General features: G+C 61.8%; 20 protein-coding genes. 17 read left to right on the forward strand and 3 right to left on the reverse strand.

What is annotated here, in order from left to right; genetic code table 11:
* From ASN89_RS23770 to ASN89_RS23785, 4 genes are all read left to right on the forward strand, one after another.
* The coding region (locus tag ASN89_RS23770) for a molybdopterin dinucleotide binding domain-containing protein (RefSeq protein ID WP_321166442.1) at nucleotides 1-495 on the forward strand (495 nt) is incomplete at its 5' end.
* 2 nt (nucleotides 496-497) lie between these two features.
* Nucleotides 498-1,547 carry an aminopeptidase gene (locus ASN89_RS23775; RefSeq protein ID WP_082654728.1) on the forward strand — a complete coding sequence of 350 codons (1,050 nt, stop codon included), beginning with the start codon at nucleotides 498-500 and terminating at the stop codon, nucleotides 1,545-1,547.
* A gap of 276 nt (nucleotides 1,548-1,823) precedes the next feature.
* Complete coding sequence (locus ASN89_RS23780) at nucleotides 1,824-3,506, forward strand: long-chain fatty acid--CoA ligase (RefSeq protein ID WP_046684552.1); 1,683 nt, start codon at nucleotides 1,824-1,826, stop codon at nucleotides 3,504-3,506.
* 60 nt (nucleotides 3,507-3,566) lie between these two features.
* A complete protein-coding gene (locus tag ASN89_RS23785; RefSeq protein ID WP_058050998.1) occupies nucleotides 3,567-5,249 on the forward strand; it encodes a long-chain-fatty-acid--CoA ligase in 1,683 nt (560 codons plus the stop codon).
* On the opposite strand, the gene ASN89_RS29575 is transcribed toward ASN89_RS23785, so the two are convergent.
* On the reverse strand, nucleotides 5,246-5,410 hold the full coding sequence (locus ASN89_RS29575) for a hypothetical protein (protein WP_235502052.1): 165 nt from the start codon (nucleotides 5,408-5,410) through the stop codon (nucleotides 5,246-5,248). The genes ASN89_RS23785 and ASN89_RS29575 overlap by 4 nt on opposite strands.
* Between ASN89_RS29575 and ASN89_RS29580 the strand changes: the two genes are divergently transcribed.
* Complete coding sequence (locus ASN89_RS29580) at nucleotides 5,405-5,548, forward strand: LytTR family DNA-binding domain-containing protein (protein WP_235502054.1); 144 nt, start codon at nucleotides 5,405-5,407, stop codon at nucleotides 5,546-5,548. The two genes, ASN89_RS29575 and ASN89_RS29580, sit on opposite strands and share 6 nt — an antisense overlap.
* Here ASN89_RS29580 and ASN89_RS23790 read toward each other — a convergent pair.
* Entirely contained in the window at nucleotides 5,545-7,137 is a 1,593-nt protein-coding gene (locus tag ASN89_RS23790; protein ID WP_058050999.1) for an alkaline phosphatase D family protein, read from the reverse strand. The two genes, ASN89_RS29580 and ASN89_RS23790, sit on opposite strands and share 4 nt — an antisense overlap.
* A 21-nt stretch (nucleotides 7,138-7,158) precedes the next feature.
* Nucleotides 7,159-7,524, reverse strand: coding sequence for an acyl-CoA thioesterase (locus ASN89_RS23795; RefSeq protein WP_223278886.1), 366 nt, complete (start codon nucleotides 7,522-7,524; stop codon nucleotides 7,159-7,161).
* A gap of 136 nt (nucleotides 7,525-7,660) precedes the next feature.
* Here ASN89_RS23795 and ASN89_RS23800 point away from each other — a divergent pair, with 136 nt between their 5' ends.
* The 12 genes from ASN89_RS23800 to ASN89_RS29795 all read left to right on the forward strand — a co-directional run bounded on the left by ASN89_RS23800 (nucleotide 7,661) and on the right by ASN89_RS29795 (nucleotide 19,559).
* Nucleotides 7,661-9,511, forward strand: coding sequence for an ABCB family ABC transporter ATP-binding protein/permease (locus tag ASN89_RS23800; RefSeq protein WP_058051013.1), 1,851 nt, complete (start codon nucleotides 7,661-7,663; stop codon nucleotides 9,509-9,511).
* Between the two features lie 195 nt (nucleotides 9,512-9,706).
* On the forward strand, nucleotides 9,707-10,663 hold the full coding sequence (locus ASN89_RS23805) for an amino acid ABC transporter substrate-binding protein (protein WP_058051000.1): 957 nt from the start codon (nucleotides 9,707-9,709) through the stop codon (nucleotides 10,661-10,663).
* A 98-nt stretch (nucleotides 10,664-10,761) separates the two neighbouring features.
* Nucleotides 10,762-11,511: an amino acid ABC transporter permease gene (locus ASN89_RS23810; RefSeq protein ID WP_058051014.1), complete on the forward strand. Its 750-nt coding sequence runs from the start codon at nucleotides 10,762-10,764 to the stop codon at nucleotides 11,509-11,511.
* Between the two features lies 1 nt (nucleotide 11,512).
* Nucleotides 11,513-12,205, forward strand: a complete 693-nt coding sequence (locus ASN89_RS23815; protein ID WP_046684547.1) for an amino acid ABC transporter permease — start codon at nucleotides 11,513-11,515, stop codon at nucleotides 12,203-12,205.
* A gap of 19 nt (nucleotides 12,206-12,224) precedes the next feature.
* Nucleotides 12,225-12,950, forward strand: coding sequence for an amino acid ABC transporter ATP-binding protein (locus ASN89_RS23820; protein ID WP_046684546.1), 726 nt, complete (start codon nucleotides 12,225-12,227; stop codon nucleotides 12,948-12,950).
* Nucleotides 12,951-12,987: 37 nt separating this feature from the next.
* Nucleotides 12,988-14,436: an amidohydrolase family protein gene (locus ASN89_RS23825; protein WP_235502057.1), complete on the forward strand. Its 1,449-nt coding sequence runs from the start codon at nucleotides 12,988-12,990 to the stop codon at nucleotides 14,434-14,436.
* Nucleotides 14,437-14,588: 152 nt separating this feature from the next.
* Nucleotides 14,589-15,641: a dihydroorotase gene (pyrC, locus tag ASN89_RS23830; RefSeq protein WP_046684544.1), complete on the forward strand. Its 1,053-nt coding sequence runs from the start codon at nucleotides 14,589-14,591 to the stop codon at nucleotides 15,639-15,641.
* Between the two features lie 6 nt (nucleotides 15,642-15,647).
* Entirely contained in the window at nucleotides 15,648-16,466 is an 819-nt protein-coding gene (locus ASN89_RS23835; RefSeq protein WP_058051002.1) for a DUF3025 domain-containing protein, read from the forward strand.
* A gap of 1 nt (nucleotide 16,467) precedes the next feature.
* Nucleotides 16,468-17,457, forward strand: coding sequence for a Gfo/Idh/MocA family protein (locus tag ASN89_RS23840; RefSeq protein ID WP_058051003.1), 990 nt, complete (start codon nucleotides 16,468-16,470; stop codon nucleotides 17,455-17,457).
* Nucleotides 17,458-17,468: 11 nt separating this feature from the next.
* Nucleotides 17,469-18,683, forward strand: a complete 1,215-nt coding sequence (locus ASN89_RS23845; protein ID WP_080698372.1) for an MFS transporter — start codon at nucleotides 17,469-17,471, stop codon at nucleotides 18,681-18,683.
* Entirely contained in the window at nucleotides 18,683-18,808 is a 126-nt protein-coding gene (locus ASN89_RS29730; RefSeq protein WP_257620246.1) for a hypothetical protein, read from the forward strand. Before ASN89_RS23845 ends, ASN89_RS29730 begins: the two co-directional genes overlap by 1 nt.
* Before the next feature lie 259 nt (nucleotides 18,809-19,067).
* Entirely contained in the window at nucleotides 19,068-19,559 is a 492-nt protein-coding gene (locus tag ASN89_RS29795) for an REP-associated tyrosine transposase (protein WP_058051004.1), read from the forward strand.
* Nucleotides 19,560-19,587 lie beyond the last annotated feature (28 nt).

The raw sequence follows: 19,587 nt of genomic DNA on the forward strand, positions 1-19,587 counted from the left end.
GGCGGTTTCCCCACGCCATCGGGCAAGTGCGAGTTGTATTCCAGCGCGATGGCGCAGGCGGGACTCGATCCCTTGCCCACGTATATCGCGCCGCACGAATCGCAAGCCAGCAATCCCGCGCTGGCGGCCCGTTATCCGCTGGCCATGATTTCCCCGCCGGCACGCAATTTCCTCAATTCGACCTTTGTGAACGTGAAAAGCCTGCGCGCGGCCGAAGGCGAGCCGCACCTCGATATCCATCCCGACGACAGCGCCGCGCGCGGCATCGCGGCCGGCGACATGGTGCGCATCTTTAACGACCGCGGCAGTTTTGTTGCCAAGGCCCGGGTCACGGACAAGGCGCGACGTGGCCTGGTGGTGGGCTTATCCGTGTGGTGGAAGAAGCTGGCCAGCGACGGCAAGAACGCCAATGAAGTAACGAGCCAGCGCTTGACGGACATGGGCCGCGCGCCGACCTTCTACGATACGCTGGTCGAAGTGGAAAAGGCTGCCTGACCATGGCCCGCTGGCCGGCCCGCCTGCTTGTCGGCATGCTGTGCCTGTCGCTGGGTGGCTGCACGCAGCTGCGCTACTACACGCAGGCGGCGCAAGGGCAGTATGCGCTGTGGTCCGGCGCGCGCCCCATCGGTGACTGGCTCGATGATCCGGCCACGGAACCGCGCCTGAAAGTGCGCCTGGCCAAGGCGCAGCAGATCCGCCGCTTTGCCGTCAGCGAGCTGGATTTACCGGACAACGGCAGCTACAAAAACTATGCCGCCCTGCAGCGTCCGTTTGTGCTGTGGAACGTGGTGGCAACGCCGGAATTGTCGCTGCAGCCGCTGCAATGGTGTTTTCCCATCGCCGGTTGCGTCAATTACCGCGGCTATTACAGCAAGGACGAGGCACTCGCGTATGCCGCCGAACTGCGGGCCCAGCATTACGACGTGCAGGTGGGCGGCGTGCCTGCGTATTCCACGCTGGGCTGGTTCGACGATCCCCTGTTGTCGACCTTTATCAATTACAACGATGCGGAACTGGCGCGCCTGATCTTCCATGAACTGGCGCACCAGGTGGTATACGTGCCCGGCGATTCGGCCTTCAACGAGTCGTTTGCCAGTGCCGTGGAAGAGGCGGGCGTGCAGCGCTGGCTGGCGCGCGAGGGCAATGATGCGATGCGCGCCGCGTACGCCCAGTATGCGGCGCGGCGCCAGGATTTCCTGGCCCTGCTGTTGACATACCGGGGCGAACTGGAAGCCGTGTATGCGAGCGGCGCCAGCGATGCAGAGAAGCGCGCGCGCAAGGCGCAGGTGTTTGCGGCATTGCAAGACGCCTATCAGGTGCTGAAGAAAAACTGGGGTGGTTTTGCCGGTTACGACCGCTGGTTCGAGCAGCCATTGAGCAATGCGCACCTGGCTTCCGTGTCGACCTACAATGAATTTTTGCCTGCCTTCAAAAAATTGCTGGAAGAAAAAAAGAACTTTCGTGCTTTTTATGCTGCAGTGCACACAATGGCCCAGATCAATAAGCCTGAGCGCAGGCGTGCGCTGGAACAATTGTCCAGCCCCTGACCCGTAAAGATTGTCCTGTACGCCGAGCCAGACGATCCTGCAACAGTGTATTTATCATGCTGCATTGCAGCATAAAATACCCCTAGAGTTGCCGCTCGAATACTGTTGAAAGCGCTTGCATGGAAGCGCGGCGCCCGATAGCATCGCATTAGTAGCATAGAGCAATTGCTCGTCAGAATGCTCAAACTGACTGCAGGACGACAGAATCCGCAGCAATGATCCGCGCCGGCAGGGTGCGCCGGCTCCCCCACGATTATTCGAGACAAGAGGCACAGGATGGAAAAAATTTGGCTGAAGTCGTATCCTCCCGGCGTCCCCGCCGACATCGATCCTGATCAATATCGTTCGCTGGTGCACTTGCTGGAAGAAGCGTTTCAAAAATATGCGGATCGCAATGCCTATGTCTGCATGGACAAATTTCTCACCTATGCCGAACTCGATACCTATTCACGCCAGCTGGGCGCCTGGCTGCAAAGCCGTGGCCTGAAGAAGGGCGCGCGCGTCGCCCTGATGATGCCGAACGTGCTGCAGTATCCGGTGGCCATCGCCGCCGTCTTGCGCGCCGGCTACACGGTGGTCAACGTCAATCCTCTCTATACGCCGCGCGAACTCGAGCATCAGCTCAACGATTCGGGCAGCGAAGCGATCATCGTGCTGGAAAACTTCGCCCACACCTTGGAGCAAGTGCTGGCCAAGACAGCCGTCAAGCACATCATCGTTGCCAGCATGGGCGAGATGCTGGGCGGTTTGAAGGGCGCGATCGTCAATTTTGTCGTGCGCAACGTCAAGAAGATGGTGCCCGCGTATTCCTTGCCGAACGCCATGCGTTTCAAGCAGGCGCTGGCGCTGGGCAGCCGCATGAAACTCACGCCTGTCGAGCTGAGCATCAATGACGCCGCCTTCCTGCAATACACGGGTGGCACGACGGGCGTATCGAAAGGCGCGACCCTGAGCCACCGCAATGTGATCGCCAATGTGCTGCAAAGCGAAGCGTGGTCGGGCGCGGCGCTCGACCAGAACAGCAAGGAACAGATGATCGTCGTGTGCGCCTTGCCGCTGTACCATATCTTTGCCCTGACGGCGTGCGCGATGTGGGGCACGCGCGTGGGCGCCCTGAATATCCTGATCCCGAATCCGCGCGATATCCCGGGCCTGATCAAGGAGCTGGGCAAGTACAAATTCAACCTGCTGCCAGCGGTCAATACTTTGTATAACGCGCTGGTGAATCATCCCGATTTCGCCAAGCTCGATTTCTCGGGCTTGAAGATCGCCAATGGCGGCGGCATGGCGGTGCAGCAAGCCGTCAACGACAAATGGCTGCAAGTGACGGGCGTGTCCATCATCGAAGGTTATGGCCTGTCGGAAACGTCACCCGTCGCCACCTGCAACCGGGCCGATACCACGGTGTTTTCCGGCACCATCGGCTTGCCGGTGCCCTCGACCGATATCGCCATCCTTGACGATGACGGCAAGGAAGTGCCGCTGGGCCAGACGGGCGAAATCGCCATCCGTGGCCCGCAAGTGATGAGCGGCTACTGGAACCGTCCCGATGAAACGGCCAAGGTCATGACACCTGACGGCTATTTCAAGTCGGGCGACGTGGGCATCATGGACGAGCGCGGCTACGTGAAGATCGTCGACCGCAAGAAAGACATGATCCTCGTCTCCGGCTTCAATGTATATCCGAACGAAGTCGAGGCCGTCATCGCGGCCCATCCGGGCGTGCTCGAGTGCGCCTGCGTGGGCGTGCCGGACGAGCATTCTGGCGAAGCCGTGAAAGTGTTTGTCGTGCGCAAGGATCCGAACCTGACCCAGGCAGTGCTGGCCGCGTATTGCAAGGAACAATTCACGGGCTACAAGCGTCCGAAATACATCGAGTTCCGCGATGAACTGCCAAAGACCAACGTCGGCAAGATTTTGCGTCGCGCCCTGCGTGACGAAACGAAGAAAGCAGCATAAACAGTGCAGGGTGTGCGCATCAGGCTGCACACCCTTTCTACAGATAAAGATGAGGCATAGATGGACAAGATTTGGTTGAAGTCGTACCCGGACAGCGTTCCCGCAGAGATTGATTGCACGCAATATCGTTCCGTCACGCATTTGCTGGAAGAGTCGTTCCAGAAATATGCGGACCGCAACGCGTTCGTGTGCATGGATAAATTCCTCACCTACCGCGAGCTCGACAAGCTGTCGCTGCAGATGGGCGCCTGGCTGCAAAGCAAGGGCCTGAAGACGGGGGCGCGCGTGGCGATCATGCTGCCGAACGTGCTGCAGTATCCGGTGGCCATGGCGGCGATCTTGCGCGCCGGCTACACGGTGGTCAACGTCAACCCGCTCTACACGCCCCGTGAATTGCAGCACCAGCTGATCGATTCGGGCAGCGAAGCGATCATCGTGCTGGAAAACTTCGCCACCACGGTCGAGCAGGTGTTGCCGCATACCCAGGTCAAGCACGTGATCGTGGCCACCATGGGCGACTTGCTGGGCGGACTGAAAGGCACCATCGTCAACTTCGTCGTGCGCAAGATCAAGAAAATGGTGCCCGCGTTTTCCTTGCCGCGCGCCATCAGTTTCAACAAGATGCTGGCCGAAGGCGCGCGCTTGAGCCTGAAGCCGGTGCAGCAGGGGCATGACGATATCGTCTTCCTGCAATACACGGGCGGCACGACGGGCGTGTCGAAAGGCGCGATGTTGTTGCATCGTAACGTGATCGCCAACGTGTTGCAGAACGAGGCGTGGATTTCGCCCGTGATGACCAAGGAAATGCGCGCCACCTCGATGGGATTCATGTGCGCCTTGCCCCTGTACCACATCTATTCGCTGACGGTCAGTGCCCTGATGGGCATGCGCGTGGGCGGCTTGAACGTGCTGATCCCCAATCCGCGCGACATCCCCGGTTTCGTCAAGGAATTGTCCAAGCACAAGATCGTCGTCTTCCCCGCCGTCAATACCTTGTACAACGCGCTGCTGAACAATGCCGATTTTGCCAAGCTCGATTTCTCCAGCTACAAAGTGTGCAATGGCGGCGGCATGGCCTTGCAGCGCAACGTGGCCGAGCGCTGGTTGAAATTGACGGGCTGCCCGCTGATCGAAGGCTATGGCATGTCGGAAACGTCGCCCGTGGTGACGGGCAACCGCGTCGACATCACGGAATTTACGGGCACCATCGGCTTGCCTTTCCCGTCGACGGAAGTGGCGATTCTGAACGACGATGGCGTGGAAGTGCCGCTGGGCGAGCCGGGCGAGATCGCCGTGCGCGGCCCGCAAGTGATGGCGGGCTACTGGCAGCGTCCGGACGAGACGGCCAAATCGATGACGCCCGACGGTTTTTTCAAGACGGGCGACGTGGGTGTCATGGATGAACGCGGCTACGTAAAAATCGTGGACCGCAAGAAAGACATGATCATCGTGTCCGGCTTCAATGTGTATCCGAACGAAGTGGAAGACGTGGTCGCTTCCTGCCCCGGCGTGCTCGAATGCGCCTGCATCGGCGTGCCGGATGCCAACGCGGGCGAAGCCGTGAAAGTGTTTGTCGTGCGCAAGGATCCGAACCTGACGGTGGAACAGATCCGCGAGCATTGCAAGCATGAATTGACGGCCTACAAGAAACCGAAATACATCGAGTTCCGCGATGAATTGCCGAAGACCAATGTCGGCAAGATCTTGCGCCGTCAATTGCGCGACGAAAAGAAGGTTGCCTAGTTCGCCGCCAGGCTTGTCTCCGCCGCCAGGTTCCGGCCTGGCCGGGCGGGCAAGCCGAAGCAGGGGCGCAGCCAGTTCACCTTGCTGATCAGCAGCGACGTCCCCAGCCAGCAAGTCGCCACCGTGCCGCTGAGCATCAGCAGTGGTACGTATGCGTGCACCGCAGCTATATCGTCAACCTCGATTTCGTGCAGGCAATCACACCAATGGAATCGGGCGATGCGCGCGCCATGCTGTCCACGGGCGGCGAGGTGCCCGTCAGCCGGCGCTACCGCGATGGATTGAAAAGTAGTTGCTAGATGCGTTGCACGCCCGCCTTGCCGTCGCGCACGACAAAGCTGGCCAGTGTCGCGATGCTCGACGCGCTGTCGCGCACGTTCTCCAGGCCCTGGAACAAGGTCGTGGTTTTCTCCGGCGTGATCTCCATCAACATATAGCCGCGCTTGTCGCTGCGCCCGTAGCGGATGTGCGGGTTCATCGCCACGTACTGTTCCGTGCGCGCCTGTGGACGCGAGCTGGACGTGATGGAGGTGCCGCAAAACTCGGTGGCCAGCACGGGATTGTTCTTGCCGGTGGGCCGCATGGCGTTGCGGCTCAGTTCGGTCGCATAGAAAGTGTGCACGTCGCCCGACAGCACGAGCGGATTGCTGGCCTTGCTGCTTTGCAAGGCGTCGAGCAGGTGCTGGCGCGCCGTCGGGTAGCCATCCCAGCCATCGGTCCAGATGCGCTCGTCGCCGGGTCGCAAAATCGGCACCTGACTCGATTGCGCCATCAGGGTTTGCTGGGCCAGAATATTCCAGCGCGCGGGAGAATCATTGAGGCCCGCTTGCAGCCAGCGCTGCTGCTCTTCGCCCAGCATGGTGCGTTGCGGCGTCAGCAGGTCGGGACAGTTGCGCGTGGTGACGGAATTCGAGCCGCCGCGGCCCGGCCTGGCGCACGCGTGATAGGCGCGGTATTGCCGGTCGTCCAGCACGTGAAAGCGCGCCAGGCGGCCCCAGTCGTAGCGCTGGTAGATGCGCATGTCGACAAAGCCCCGCCGGCCCAGCGGCAGCAAACGCAGCGGCATGTGTTCATAAAACGCTTGGTAGGCGGCCGCGCGGCGCTGCAAAAAAGTGGGCGTGAGCAACTCGTCGCGGTCCTTGCCGTAATCGTTGGCCACTTCATGGTCGTCCCAGGTGACGATCCACGGCGCGGCCAGGTGCGCGCCCTGCAAGTCGCGGTCGCTCTTGTATTGCGCGTAGCGGGCGCGGTAGTCGTCCAGCGTAAAACTTTCATGCGTGCGCACAGCCCGGCCCGGATGCTGCAGCTGGTACGGTCCCCACTCATAAATGTAGTCGCCGAGGAAGGCCACCAGGTCGGGCGCGGCCGCGGCGATATGCCGGTGCGCCGCATAGGCGCCGAATTCCCAGTGCTGGCATGAAGCGACGGCCAGTTTCAGCGAGGCAGGCATGGACCCGGGCTCGGGCGCCGTGCGCGTGCGGCCCACGGGACTGACGGCGTCGCCCAGCATGAAGCGGTACCAGTACCAGCGCCCGGGCGCGAGACCGCCCGCGTCGACATGCACGCTGTGCGCGAGGGCGGGCGTGGCCGTGGTCTGGCCCTTGGCGGCGATGCGGCGAAACGCCTCGTCTTCGGCCACTTCCCAGCGCACGTTCAGGGCGATGGCGGGCGTGGCGGCTGCGTGCAGCGGGTCGTAGCAGATGCGCGTCCACAGCACCACCGCATCAGATAAGGGCGAACCGGAGGCGACACCGAGCGCAAACGGATAGCCGGCACCATTCAAACGCGTGGCGGCGCTCGCGCTGGAACCGGACAGCACGCTGCCGGCCGCAGCCAGTGCCGTGATGCGCGCAGCGCTCTGCAGGAAGATGCGGCGCTGGCTATCCATGCTGTGGAATTATTGCGACAATCAAGACGACAGCAAGGTCTCGATCGGCGGCACCTTGCGCGGCTTGCGGTCGGAGTCCGTCGCCACGTAGATCAGGGTTGCTTCCGTGACTTTCACGATGCACGCCTGCAGGCGGTTGCGCTCGGCATACACTTCCACATTGACGGTGATCGAGGTATTGCCAACCTTGACGATATCAGCGTAGAAGGAGAGCAGATCGCCGACGAACACGGGGTTTTTGAAGACGAAGGAATTGACGGCAATGGTGGCGACGCGGCCATTGGCGCGCCGCGTGGCCGGCAGGGAACCGGCGATATCGACCTGCGCCATGATCCAGCCGCCGAACACGTCGCCGTACACATTGGCGTCGGACGGCGCGGGCATCATGCGCAATTCCGGCATTTTTCCGGCAGGCAGGCCGGAGGCGAGGCAGTTGTCGGGACGGTCTGGGGAGGTGCTCATCTTTTATTCTCATGAAAGGCTACAATTGCCCCGATTGAACCATAAAAAGCCGACCTTCGCCATGCGCCGTTCCCAGACTCCCCCTCCGTCCCGCTCGCCCGCTTCCGCCAGCCACAGCGATTTCGCCACCATCAAGACCTTGCTGCCGTATCTCTGGGTCTACAAATGGCGGGTGCTGCTGGCGCTGCTATGCCTGGTGGGCGCCAAGCTGGCCAACGTGGGCGTGCCCCTGATCCTGAAAAAACTGGTCGACGCCATGACGATCACGGCGGCCCATCCGCAAGCGCTGCTGGTGCTGCCCGTCGGCTTGCTGGTGGCCTACGGCTTGCTGCGCCTGTCGACCACCTTGTTTACGGAGCTGCGCGAATTTCTGTTCGCCCGGGTCACGCAGCGGGCCGTGCGCACCATCGCCCTGCAAGTGTTCCGCCACCTGCATGCGCTGTCCCTGCGTTTTCATTTGAACCGCCAGACGGGCGGCATGACGCGCGACATCGAACGGGGCACGCGCAGCGTCGGCTCGCTCATTTCCTATACCTTGTTCAACATCTTGCCGACCCTGGTGGAAATCACCCTCGTGCTCGGCTATCTGGTCTTGCATTACGACATCTGGTTCACCGTGATCACGGCCGTGGCGCTCGTGTCGTACATCGCGTTTACCGTGCTGGTGACGAACTGGCGCACGCATTTCCGCCGCACTATGAACGACCTCGATTCCAAAGCCAATACCAAGGCCATCGATTCGCTGATCAACTATGAAACCGTCAAATATTTCGGCAACGAGGATTACGAAGCGAAGCGCTACGACGAAGGCTTGCAGCGCTATGAATCGGCGGCCGTCAAATCGCAGACCTCGCTGTCCCTGCTGAACACGGGCCAGTCCCTGATCATCGCCACGGCCGTCACCCTGATTTTGTGGCGCGCCACGGTGGGCGTGATCGCCGGCACGATGACCCTGGGCGACCTGGTGCTGGTGAACGCCTTCATGATCCAGCTGTATATCCCGCTCAATTTCCTGGGCGTCATTTACCGCGAAATCAAGCAAAGCCTGGCCGACATGGAACGCTTGTTTTCCTTGCTGAACGAAAACCGCGAAATCGCCGATACGCCGGACGCCAAGCCGCTCGTCACGCGGGGCGCGGCCGTGCGCTTTGCGCACGTGGATTTCAGCTACGAAGCCAAGCGGCAAATCCTGTTCGACGTGGACTTCCAGATCCCCGCCGGCACGACGACGGCCGTGGTGGGCCACAGCGGCTCGGGCAAGTCGACCCTGTCGCGCTTGCTGTTCCGTTTCTATGAAGTCGATGGTGGCGGCATCACCATCGATGGCCAGGACTTGCGCCATATCACGCAGGATTCCCTGCGCGCGGCCATCGGCATCGTGCCGCAGGATACGGTCTTGTTCAACGACACCATCGAATACAACATCGCCTACGGCAAGCCGGGCGCCAGCAAGGACGCGATCGTGGCGGCGGCGAAAGCGGCATCGATCCATGATTTTATTGAAAGCTTGCCAGATGGCTACAACTCCATGGTGGGCGAGCGGGGCTTGAAACTGTCGGGCGGCGAAAAGCAGCGCGTGGCGATTGCCCGCACCTTGCTGAAAGACCCGGCCATCCTGATCTTTGACGAAGCCACCTCGGCGCTCGATTCCAAGGCCGAGCAGGCGATCCAGTCGCAGCTGAAGGACATCGCCAGGAACCGCACCACCCTGGTGATTGCGCACCGTTTGTCGACGGTAGCCGACGCCCAGCAAATCCTCGTGCTCGACCATGGCCGCATCGTCGAGCGAGGCACGCATCCGCAATTGCTGGCGATCGATGGCCTGTATGCGCAGATGTGGCAACGCCAGCAGGCGAATATGGACGATGAGGCGCAAGAGGACGAGTTGGCGGGGCTGGCGCCGGCGAAATAAATCGGAAAGGTGAAATCAGTAGGAAAAATGCTACAGCCGCGCTGATTCCGGCGCACGTATAGCGCCTATTTGCGGGCAATCGCAGAAAATGGCTGGTCGGGTGCTGAAAATGAAATAAAATTAATTCCAATGGTGGCGTCTGCACCACAGTTGTTTCGTTCGGAGTCCATCCCGTTTGTCCGCCCAGGAGAATTTATGAAATTGACCAAAATCATCGCCACGCTGCTCAGCGTCGGTGTCATCAGCAGCATGTCGCCAGTCCAGGCTCAGGAATTGACCGGCACCTTGGCCAAGATCAAGAAAGCCGGTTCCGTCACCCTCGGTGTGCGCGACGGCTCCGTGCCCTTCTCCTATCTCGACGACAAGCAGCAATATCAGGGTTATTCGATCGACCTGTGCATGAAAGTCGTCACGGCCCTGCAAAAGCACCTGGGCCTGAGCGAACTGAAAGTGGTGATGAGCCCCGTCACCTCGGCCAACCGCATCCCGCTGATGGCCAACGGCACCATCGACCTCGAATGCGGCTCGACGACGAACAACCTGGAGCGCCAGCAGCAGGTGGCGTTCGCCCCGACCATGTTCGTCATCGGCAACCGCGTGCTGGCGAAAAAATCCTCGAACATCAAGATCCTGGAAGACTTGCGCGGCAAGACCCTGGTCGCCACGGCCGGCACGTCGACCATCAAGCAGATGACGATCCTGAACAAGGAAAAGAACCTGGGCATGAACATCGCCGTCGGCAAGGATCATCCCGAGTCGTTCCTGATGCTGGAAACGGGCCGCGCGGTGGCTGAAGCCAACGACGACATTTTGCTGGCGTCGCAAGTGGCCAACTCGAAAAACCCGAACGACTACGAAATCACCAAGGAAGCGTTGTCGGTCGAGCCGTACGGCATCATGCTGCGCAAGGGCGACCCGGCCTTCAAGAAAGTGGTCGACGATGCGCTGATCCGCCTGTACAAGAGCGACGACATCAACCGCATTTACGCGAAATGGTTTACCTCGCCGATCCCGCCGAAAAACATCAACCTGAAATTCCCCATGCCGCCGCAATTGAAGGCCGTGTTTGCCAATCCGACCGACTCCGGTGACCCGGCCGCGTATGCGGCCGTGCCGGAAGCGCAGAAGACGTCGGACAAACGGAAAAAGTAAAGATTGCGTAACAAACCGGGAGGCGCAAGCCTCCCGATTTATTTGCGGGGCGGGCGGCCGGCTGGCCGCTGTCCTCGGGCTGCATGCGAAGGATGATCATGAATTACAACTGGAATTGGCGCATTTTCTGGGAGATTTCTCCCGATGGCGTGGGCACGTATATGGACACCCTGTGGTCCGGGCTGATCTGGACCCTGGCCACGGCCGGTGCGGCCTGGATCATGGCGCTGATATTGGGCCTGGTGATCGGCACCATCCGCACCTTGCCGAACAAATGGCTGGTGGGCGTGGCCAATGCCTACGTCGAATTGTTCCGCAACGTGCCGCTGCTGGTGCAGATGTTCCTCTGGTATTTCGTCATGCCGGAACTGCTGCCGCCGGACCTCGGTGCCTGGGTCAAATCGCTGCCGAACGCGCCGTTCGTCACGGCCGTGCTGTGCCTGGGATTCTTTACCTCCTCGCGCGTGGCCGTGCAAGTGACGACGGGCATCGAGGCGCTGCCGCGCGGGCAGAAACTGGCCGGCACGGCGCTGGGCCTGACCCTGCCGCAAACCTACCGCTTCATTTTGCTGCCGATGGCCGCGCGCGTCATCATGCCGCCGCTGACCAGCGAATTTTTGAATATCATCAAGAACAGTTCCGTGGCGCTGACCATCGGCCTGATCGAACTGACGGCCAGCGCGCGCGCCATCCAGGAGTTTTCCTTCCAGGTGTTCGAAGCGTTTTCGGCCGCCACCATCATCTACGTCGTCGTCAACCTGCTGGTGGTGGTGCTGATGCACCTGATCGAAAAAAAGGTCGCCATCCCGGGCTTCATCGTCGCCGGCGCCAAGACGGGAGGACATTGATATGTTCGGTAATTTCGACTTCGATGTCATCTCCCGCTCGTGGGTTTACCTGTTCCAGACGGGCATGGTCTTCACCCTGAAACTGACGGCGCTGGCCATGGTCGGCGGCATCGTGCTGGGCACCCTGCTGGCGCTGATGCGCTTGTCCAGCAACCGCATCATCTCGGGCGTGGCGTCGAGCTACGTCAACCTAATACGCTCGATCCCGCTGGTGCTGGTGATCTTCTGGTTCTACTTCCTGGTGCCGTATATCGCCGCGTGGATCATCGGCGCCAACGAGCCCGTGAAAGTGGGTGCGTTTTCTTCCGCGCTGATCACCTTCATCATGTTCGAGGCGGCCTACTATTGCGAGATCATGCGCAGCGGCATACAGTCGATCCCGCGCGGCCAGGTATGGGCCGGCCAGGCGCTGGGCATGAACTACCGTCAAACCATGGGCAACATCGTGCTGCCGCAAGCGTTCCGCAACATGATTCCCGTGCTGCTGACGCAAACCATCGTGCTGTTCCAGGACGTGTCGCTCGTGTACGTGCTGTCGATCCCCGATTTCGTCGGCGCCGCATCCAAAATCGCCCAGCGCGACGGCCGCCTGGTGGAGATGTACGTGTTTGTCGCCGTCGTGTATTTCGTGCTGTGCTATGCCTTGTCGTTCCTGGTAAAACGCCTGCAGAAACGCGTCGCCATCATTCGCTAACCGTAAAAGAAAGAACAAGATGATTGAACTCAATAACGTCAGCAAATGGTATGGCCAGTTCCAGGTACTGACCGATTGCACCACCAACGTCGCCAAGGGCGACGTGATGGTCATTTGCGGCCCGTCCGGCTCCGGCAAGTCGACCCTGATCAAGACCGTCAACGGCCTCGAACCGATCCAGCAGGGGCAGATCGTTGTCGACGGCATCACCGTCAACGATCCGAAAACGAATTTGTCGAAACTGCGCGCGCGCATCGGCATGGTGTTCCAGAATTTCGAGCTGTTCCCGCATCTGTCGATCCGCGAAAACCTCACCATCGGCCAGATCAAGGTGCTGGGCCGCAGCGCCGACGAAGCCAACGCCAAGGGCTTGAAATACCTGGACCGCGTGGGCCTGCTGTCGCAGCAGGATAAATTCCCCGGCCAGCTGTCGGGCGGCCAGCAGCAGCGCGTGGCGATCGCCCGCGCCCTGTCGATGGACCCGATCGCCATGCTGTTCGACGAACCGACATCGGCGCTCGATCCGGAAATGATCAACGAGGTGCTCGACGTGATGGTGGGCCTGGCGCAGGAAGGCATGACCATGATGGTCGTCACGCACGAAATGGGTTTTGCCCGCCGCGTGGCCAATCGCATCGTCTTCATGGACCAGGGAAAAATCATCGAAGATTGCAGCAAGGACGACTTCTTCAACACGACGCGCTCGGACCGCGCACGCGATTTCCTCGCCAAGATCATCCATTAATTTTTCATTATTTTGAAGTTGAGTACGAATGCCTGACATGAAACAACTAGCCGGCGCCATGCTGGCGCTGGGCCTGCTCGCCCATGCCCACGCGGCCGACAAGATCGCCGTCGATATCGCCCTGCGCGGCGCCACCCTGATCGACGTTGCCGCCGGCCGCGCCGTCAACGGTAAGACCGTGCTGCTCAAGGGCGACAGCATCGTCGCCGTCGTCGATGACGCGCAGCTGCGCAGCTACGCGCCGAAGCGGACCATCCGCCTGCCCGGCAAATATCTGATGCCGGGCCTGTGGGATACGCATGTGCATTTCGGCGGCGGCCCCGAGCTGATCGACGAGAACAAGCAGCTGCTGCCTTTGTACCTGGCGCATGGCATCACCACGGTGCGCGACTGCTCGGGCGACTTGCCCGACACGGTGCTGGCATGGCGCCAGCAGATCAATGCGGGCCAGCTGCAAGGCCCGACGATTTTCACCTCCGGCGCCAAACTCGAAGGCATCAAGCCGCTGTGGAAGGGCACCATCGAAGTGGGCACGCCGCAGGAAGTCACGCGCGCGCTTGATGGTCTGCAGGCGCAGCAAGTGGACTTCGTGAAGATCACGGAAAACACCCTGAAGCCGGAACTGTACCTGGAAGCGCTGCGCCAGGCGCGCGAACGTGGCATGCGCACGTCGGGCCATATCCCCGTGCAGCTGACCCTGGAGCAGATGGCCGATGCGGGCCTGGGCACGATCGAGCATCAATCGTATTTGCTGCGCGCCACCACGCCGCGCGAGCAGGAGCTGACGGCCAAGGTGGCTGCCGGCGCGATGACGGGCAAGGAAGCCATGCAGGCCAGCGTGCAAAGCTACGACGAGCCGACGGCGCGCAAGGCTTTCAGCTATCTGGCCGCGCGCGGCACGGCCATCGTGCCGACCTTGTGGGGTTCGCGCGTGACGGCTTATCTGGACCGCGAAGACCACACCCACGACACGGCCCTGCAATACATCGGCAAGGGCTTGCGCGCCACCTACGACTGGCGCGTGCAGCGCGCCGCCAAGGATGGCCCGGAAGCCATCGTCCAGCGCCACGCGCAGTTCGAGCAATCGGCCAAGCTGCTGCCGATTTTGCAGCAGCAGGGCGTGAGCATCATCGCCGGTACCGATGCGGGCTTCTTGAATTCCTTCGATTATCCGGGCCAGGCTCTGCACGATGAAATCGGCCTGTACGTGCAGTACGGCCTGACGCCGCGGCAAGCCTTGCAGTCGGCCGTCATCAACGGTCCCCGCTTCCTGGGCAAGCTGGACCGTTACGGCAGCGTGGCGGCGGGCAAGGCGGCCGATTTGCTGGTGCTCGACGCGAACCCGCTGCAGGATATCGGCGCCACGCGCCAGATCCGCCTGGTGGTCAGCCGTGGCACCGTGTATGACCGCGCCGCGCTGGACCAGATGCTGGCCGAACTTCGCGCCTGGGTGGCAAAGCAGGAGACGGCGCCGGCCAAGTCCTGATTCCCGTCCACTCCTGAGATTGAAAAACGGCCGGTGCGAACCGGCCGTTTGATCGTCAGGCAGCCATCGGGCAGCGGCTGCCGCAGCCTGCGAGGCTGCCCCGCGGCTGGTAAAATGGCGTTATTCGCAATGACCGCCTGAGAGCAGCCGCCATGTCCACACTCGATCACACCCCAGATTCCATCACTATCACCCGTCCGGATGACTGGCATTTGCACCTGCGCGATGGCGCCGTCATGGCCAGCGTGCTGCCGCACAGCGCGCGCCAGTTCGGCCGCGCCATCGTCATGCCGAACCTGAAACCGCCCGTCACCACCACGGCCGATGCCAGCGCCTACCGCGAGCGCATCCTGGCCGCCGTGCCGCAAGGCGTGAACTTCGATCCGCTGATGGTGCTGTACCTGACGAACAACACCTCGCCCGACGAAATCCGCCGCGCGCAGGACAGCGGCATCGTGCAGGCCGTGAAACTGTATCCGGCCGGCGCCACGACGAATTCCGACCTGGGCGTGACGGATTTGAAGAATTGCTACAAGGTGCTCGAAGTGATGCAGGAAGTGGGCATGCCCTTCCTCGTGCACGGCGAAGTGACGGACCCGGAAATCGATATTTTCGACCGCGAAGCCGTCTTCATCGAGCGCGTGATGCGCCCGCTGCGCAGCGCCTTCCCGGCCCTGTCAGTCGTGTTCGAGCACATCACCACCAAGGATGCGGCGCAGTACGTGGCCGAAGCGGAAGGCCCGATCGCCGCCACCATCACGGCGCATCATCTGCTGTACAACCGCAACGAGATTTTCAAGGGCGGCATCCGCCCCCATTACTACTGCCTGCCCATCCTGAAACGCGAAGAGCACCGCCTGGCTCTGATGACGGCGGCCGCCAGCGGCGACGAGCGCTTCTTCCTCGGCACCGACTCGGCGCCGCACGCGCAAGGCGCCAAGGAAATGGCTTGCGGCTGCGCCGGTTGCTACACGGCCCTGCACGCGATGGAAATGTATGCGGAAGCGTTCGAACGGGCCGGCGCGCTCGATAAGCTGGAAGCGTTCGCCAGCTTCCACGGCCCGGCCTTCTACGGCGTGCCGCGCAACACGGACACCATCACCCTGAAACGCGAAAGCTGGACCTTGCCGGCTTCGCTGCCGCTGGGCGACAGTCATGTCATTCCGCTCAATGCGGGCGAGCAGATCAACTGGAAAATGGTCTAAGCGTTCATGCTGCCATCGATAGACTGGACCCGCCCCTGGTTTGCCACGGTGCTGCCGGCGCGACGGCAGCTGGACCTGCAGCGCGACACGGTGATTGCCGCGCTCAATGGACGGGCGCGGGCGCTGGATTTGCGCAATCCATCCGGCCTGCCGCTGGCCTTCGTGCCGCAAGCGGACCTGCCCGAAGGCGTCGCCTACGAAGAGTTCATCGGCGCGACGGGCGGCGTGCCCACGCGCGACAATCTGCACGATTTTTTCAACGCGCTCGTGTGGCTGACCTTCCCCCGCATCAAGCGTCAATTGAATGCGCTGCAGGCCGCGCAGATCGCCCTGTCGGGCGTGGGCAAATCGCGCGGTCCCGCGCGCGATGGCGCGACGATTTTTGACGAAAATTCCGCCTTGCTGGTGCTGCGCGACAGCGACGCGGGGCGCGCGCTGGACGCGGCATTGCGCGGGCACGACTGGCGCAGCGCCTTCATTGCGCAGCGCGAGAAATTTGGCGCGGGCGGCGACGCCGATGTCTGGCTGTTTGGCCACGCGCTGATGGAAAAACTGGTGGCGCCGCGCAAGGCCATCACGGCGCACACGCGCGTGATCTTTGCCGGCGACGCCTACTTTGCGCTCGACGATGCGGCACGCCGCGCCTGGCTCGACGAGCGGGTGGCGCAAGACCTGGCGCAGCAAGGTCTCACCACGGCGGACTTCACGCCGCTGCCCGTGCTTGGCTTGCCTGGCTGGTGTGAAGACCAGGACGACGATTTTTACAATGACGCGGCGGTGTTCCGCCCGAAGCGCAAGGTGGCTGGCGCAGAAAGAGATCAATAGCATGGAAAATACCGTCCGCTGGGGCATCCTCGGCACCGGCAAGATCGCCCGCGCGATGGCCAATGGCTTGCGTGACGCGCCCGGTGCGCAACTGGTGGCGGTCGCTTCGCGCAGCAGCGCCGGTGCGCAGGCCTTCGGCGCCGAATTCGGCATCGAGCATTGCCACGGTTCCTACCAGGCGCTGGCTGACGATCCTGGCGTGGACGTGATCTACATCGCCACGCCGCACACCTTGCATGCGGAAAATGCCTTGCTGTGCCTGGCCGCCGGCAAGCACGTCGTGTGCGAAAAACCGTTCACCATGAATGCGCGCGAAGCGCAGGCCGTGGTCGACATGGCGCGCGAGAAAAAGCTGTTTTTGATGGAAGCCATGTGGAGCCGTTTCCTGCCCGCCGTGCAGGAAGCGCAGCGCATCATCGCCAGTGGCGAAATCGGCGTGCTGCAGCAGGTGCAGGCCGATATCGGTTTTGTCGCCAATTTTCCGCCCGAGCACCGCATGTTCAATCCGGAACTCGGTGGCGGCGCGCTGCTCGACGTGGGCATCTACCCGCTGTCGATGGCGGCCTTCTTCCTTGGCCCCGTATCACAGGTGCAGGCGCTGGCCGAGATGGGCGCCACCGGCGTCGATGAGCAGGTCGTGTTCTCGCTGCTGCACGCGGGCGGCGGCACCTCGTCGTGCGCCTGCAGCCTGCGCGCGCAGACGCCGACGGAAATGACCATTTCCGGCAGCCTGGGGCGTATCCGCCTGCCCAACCGTTTTTACAAGCCCGATCACCTTGTCGTCGAAACGATGAATGGCGAACGCCGCATCGTCGCCGCGCCGCACCTGGGCAATGGCTACGCGCACGAAGCCATCGAAGCGATGCGCTGCATCCGCGCCGGCCTGCTGGAAAGCCCCCTCATGCCGCACGCCGACAGCGTGGCGCTGATGCGCAATCTCGACACCATGCGCGGCCAGATCGGCCTCGTCTATCAAGCCGACCAGGCGTGAACAGGAACCCCATGACATTGCACTCATCGCGTCCCAGCCTGAAAACTGTCCTCATCGCCAGCGGCGTTGTCCTGACCCTGGCGATGGGCGTGCGCCACGGCCTGGGTTTCTGGATGCAGCCGATCTCGCAAGCGAATGGCTGGACGCGCGAAACGTATTCGCTGGCGCTGGCCATGCAAAACCTGATGTGGGGCGTCTTCGGCCCATTCGCCGGCATGGCGGCCGACCGTTTCGGCACCATGCGCGTCGTCATCGTCGGCGCCATCAGCTACATGGCGGGCCTCGTGTGGATGGCGCTTGTCACGCAGCCAACCCTGTTCATCGTCGGCTCCGGCATCTTCATCGGCCTGGCGCTGGCTTGTACGGCTTTCGGTGCCATCAGCGGGATCATCGGCCGCAGCGCGCCGCCCGAGCAGCGCTCGTGGGCCTTCGGCATTTCGTCGGCGGCAGGTTCGTTCGGCCAGTTCCTCATGATGCCCGTGGAGCAGCAGCTGATCTCCGCCGTGGGCTGGCAAAACGCCTTTTATGTATTGGCCGCGCTGGTGCTGCTGGCCATGATCCCGATGGCCTTTTATTTGCGCGAGCCGCCCGTCTCGCACGCCAGCGGCCCGCAGCAAAGCGTCGGCGCCGCCTTCAGCGAAGCCATCGCCAGCCGCTCGTTCTGGCTGCTGCTGGCCGGTTATTTTGTCTGCGGTTTTCAGCTGGTCTTCATCGGCGTGCACTTGCCGGCTTACCTGAAGGACCAGGGCCTGATGAACCCGAACGTCGCCGTCACGGCGCTGGCCCTGATCGGCCTGTTCAACATCGTCGGTTCCTACTATGCGGGCAAACTCGGTGGCAAGATCGCCAAGCGCTACCTGCTGTCGGCCATCTACGTGACGCGCGCCGTGGTCATCACCGCGTTCCTGCTGGCGCCATTGTCGGCGTGGTCCGTGTACCTGTTCGCCGCCGGCATGGGCGTGCTGTGGCTGTCGACCGTGCCGCTGACGAACGGCATCATCGCCGGCATCTTCGGCGTGAAGCATCTGTCGATGCTGGCCGGGATGGTGTTCTTCTCGCACCAGGTGGGCAGTTTCCTCGGCGCCTGGCTGGGCGGCTATCTGTACGAGCACCAGGGCAGTTACCACATCGTGTGGATGATCACCATCGGCCTGGGCTTGCTGGCCGCGCTGATCAACCTGCCCATCGACGAGCGCGCCGTCAAGCGCGTGGCGGTGGCCGCGTAATGGCCAGCTGGCGCACATGGCTGTGGCGCCTGGCTGGCGCCGCGCTGCTGGCCATCGTCTTCCTGGCCTATCTGCGACCGGACTTCATGCTCGACCTGGCGAACCGCTTCTGGATGTGCATGTAGGCTGCGTGGGCGCAATGTAGTTTGCGAAAAGTCGGATTACGCTGGAAGTCGGATTACGCTACGCTAATCCGACCTACCCGACCTGCTGCCGCGTATATCGCGTAGGTCGGATTAGGCCGAAGGCCGTAATCCGACAACACCCGAAAATAAACAATACCACCGGCGTTTAGGCCGAAGGCCGTAATCCGACAACACCCGAAAATAAACAATACCAACGGCGCTTAGGCCGAAGGCCGTAATCCGACAACACCCCGAAACCATGCGATACCGACGCGCATTCCAGCCAGGCGGCAGCTTTTTCTTCACGGTGGTGACGGCCCATCGCCGGCCCATTTTTTTGTCGGCAACAGCCGTGGACTTGCTGCGCGACGCTTTCCGCGCCGTACGCCATCAACGGCCATTCTCTATCGACGCCATCGTCATCCTGCCCGATCACCTGCACTGCATCTGGACCTTGCCTGAAGGCGATGCCGATTTCATGATGCGCTGGAGACTGATCAAGACGTGGTTCAGCAAGCGCTGTGATCTTGAAAATATCTGGCAGCAGCGGTATTGGGAGCACGTCTTGCGCGATGAGCGCGACTTCGCCAATCATGTCGATTACATTCATTACAATCCGGTCAAACATGGCTTGGTGGGCAAAGTCATCGATTGGCCGTATTCCAGTTTTCACCGGTATGTAAGGCAGGGATGGTGTGCCGCGGATTGGGGCGGGGATGGTGTGGATGTGGCGGGTGTTGGGCGGGAGTAGGCGGGGTCAACAATGTTGTCGGATTACG

The organism is Janthinobacterium sp. Ant5-2-1, from assembly GCF_001445815.1.
Lineage (GTDB): Bacteria > Pseudomonadota > Gammaproteobacteria > Burkholderiales > Burkholderiaceae_D > Janthinobacterium > Janthinobacterium lividum_E.

Excerpts from the sequence above, each read along its gene's own strand:
- ASN89_RS23775 (WP_082654728.1), top strand. The coding sequence starts at position 498 with ATGGCCCGCTGGCCGGCCCGCCTGCTTGTCGGCATGCTGTGCCTGTCG.
- ASN89_RS23780 (WP_046684552.1), top strand. The coding sequence starts at position 1,824 with ATGGAAAAAATTTGGCTGAAGTCGTATCCTCCCGGCGTCCCCGCCGAC.
- ASN89_RS23785 (WP_058050998.1), top strand. The coding sequence starts at position 3,567 with ATGGACAAGATTTGGTTGAAGTCGTACCCGGACAGCGTTCCCGCAGAG.
- ASN89_RS23790 (WP_058050999.1), bottom strand. The coding sequence starts at position 7,137 with ATGGATAGCCAGCGCCGCATCTTCCTGCAGAGCGCTGCGCGCATCACG.
- ASN89_RS23795 (WP_223278886.1), bottom strand. The coding sequence starts at position 7,524 with ATGATGCCCGCGCCGTCCGACGCCAATGTGTACGGCGACGTGTTCGGC.
- ASN89_RS23800 (WP_058051013.1), top strand. The coding sequence starts at position 7,661 with ATGCGCCGTTCCCAGACTCCCCCTCCGTCCCGCTCGCCCGCTTCCGCC.
- ASN89_RS23805 (WP_058051000.1), top strand. The coding sequence starts at position 9,707 with ATGAAATTGACCAAAATCATCGCCACGCTGCTCAGCGTCGGTGTCATC.
- ASN89_RS23810 (WP_058051014.1), top strand. The coding sequence starts at position 10,762 with ATGAATTACAACTGGAATTGGCGCATTTTCTGGGAGATTTCTCCCGAT.
- ASN89_RS23815 (WP_046684547.1), top strand. The coding sequence starts at position 11,513 with ATGTTCGGTAATTTCGACTTCGATGTCATCTCCCGCTCGTGGGTTTAC.
- ASN89_RS23820 (WP_046684546.1), top strand. The coding sequence starts at position 12,225 with ATGATTGAACTCAATAACGTCAGCAAATGGTATGGCCAGTTCCAGGTA.
- ASN89_RS23825 (WP_235502057.1), top strand. The coding sequence starts at position 12,988 with ATGAAACAACTAGCCGGCGCCATGCTGGCGCTGGGCCTGCTCGCCCAT.
- pyrC (WP_046684544.1), top strand. The coding sequence starts at position 14,589 with ATGTCCACACTCGATCACACCCCAGATTCCATCACTATCACCCGTCCG.
- ASN89_RS23835 (WP_058051002.1), top strand. The coding sequence starts at position 15,648 with ATGCTGCCATCGATAGACTGGACCCGCCCCTGGTTTGCCACGGTGCTG.
- ASN89_RS23840 (WP_058051003.1), top strand. The coding sequence starts at position 16,468 with ATGGAAAATACCGTCCGCTGGGGCATCCTCGGCACCGGCAAGATCGCC.
- ASN89_RS23845 (WP_080698372.1), top strand. The coding sequence starts at position 17,469 with ATGACATTGCACTCATCGCGTCCCAGCCTGAAAACTGTCCTCATCGCC.
- ASN89_RS29730 (WP_257620246.1), top strand. The coding sequence starts at position 18,683 with ATGGCCAGCTGGCGCACATGGCTGTGGCGCCTGGCTGGCGCCGCGCTG.
- ASN89_RS29795 (WP_058051004.1), top strand. The coding sequence starts at position 19,068 with ATGCGATACCGACGCGCATTCCAGCCAGGCGGCAGCTTTTTCTTCACG.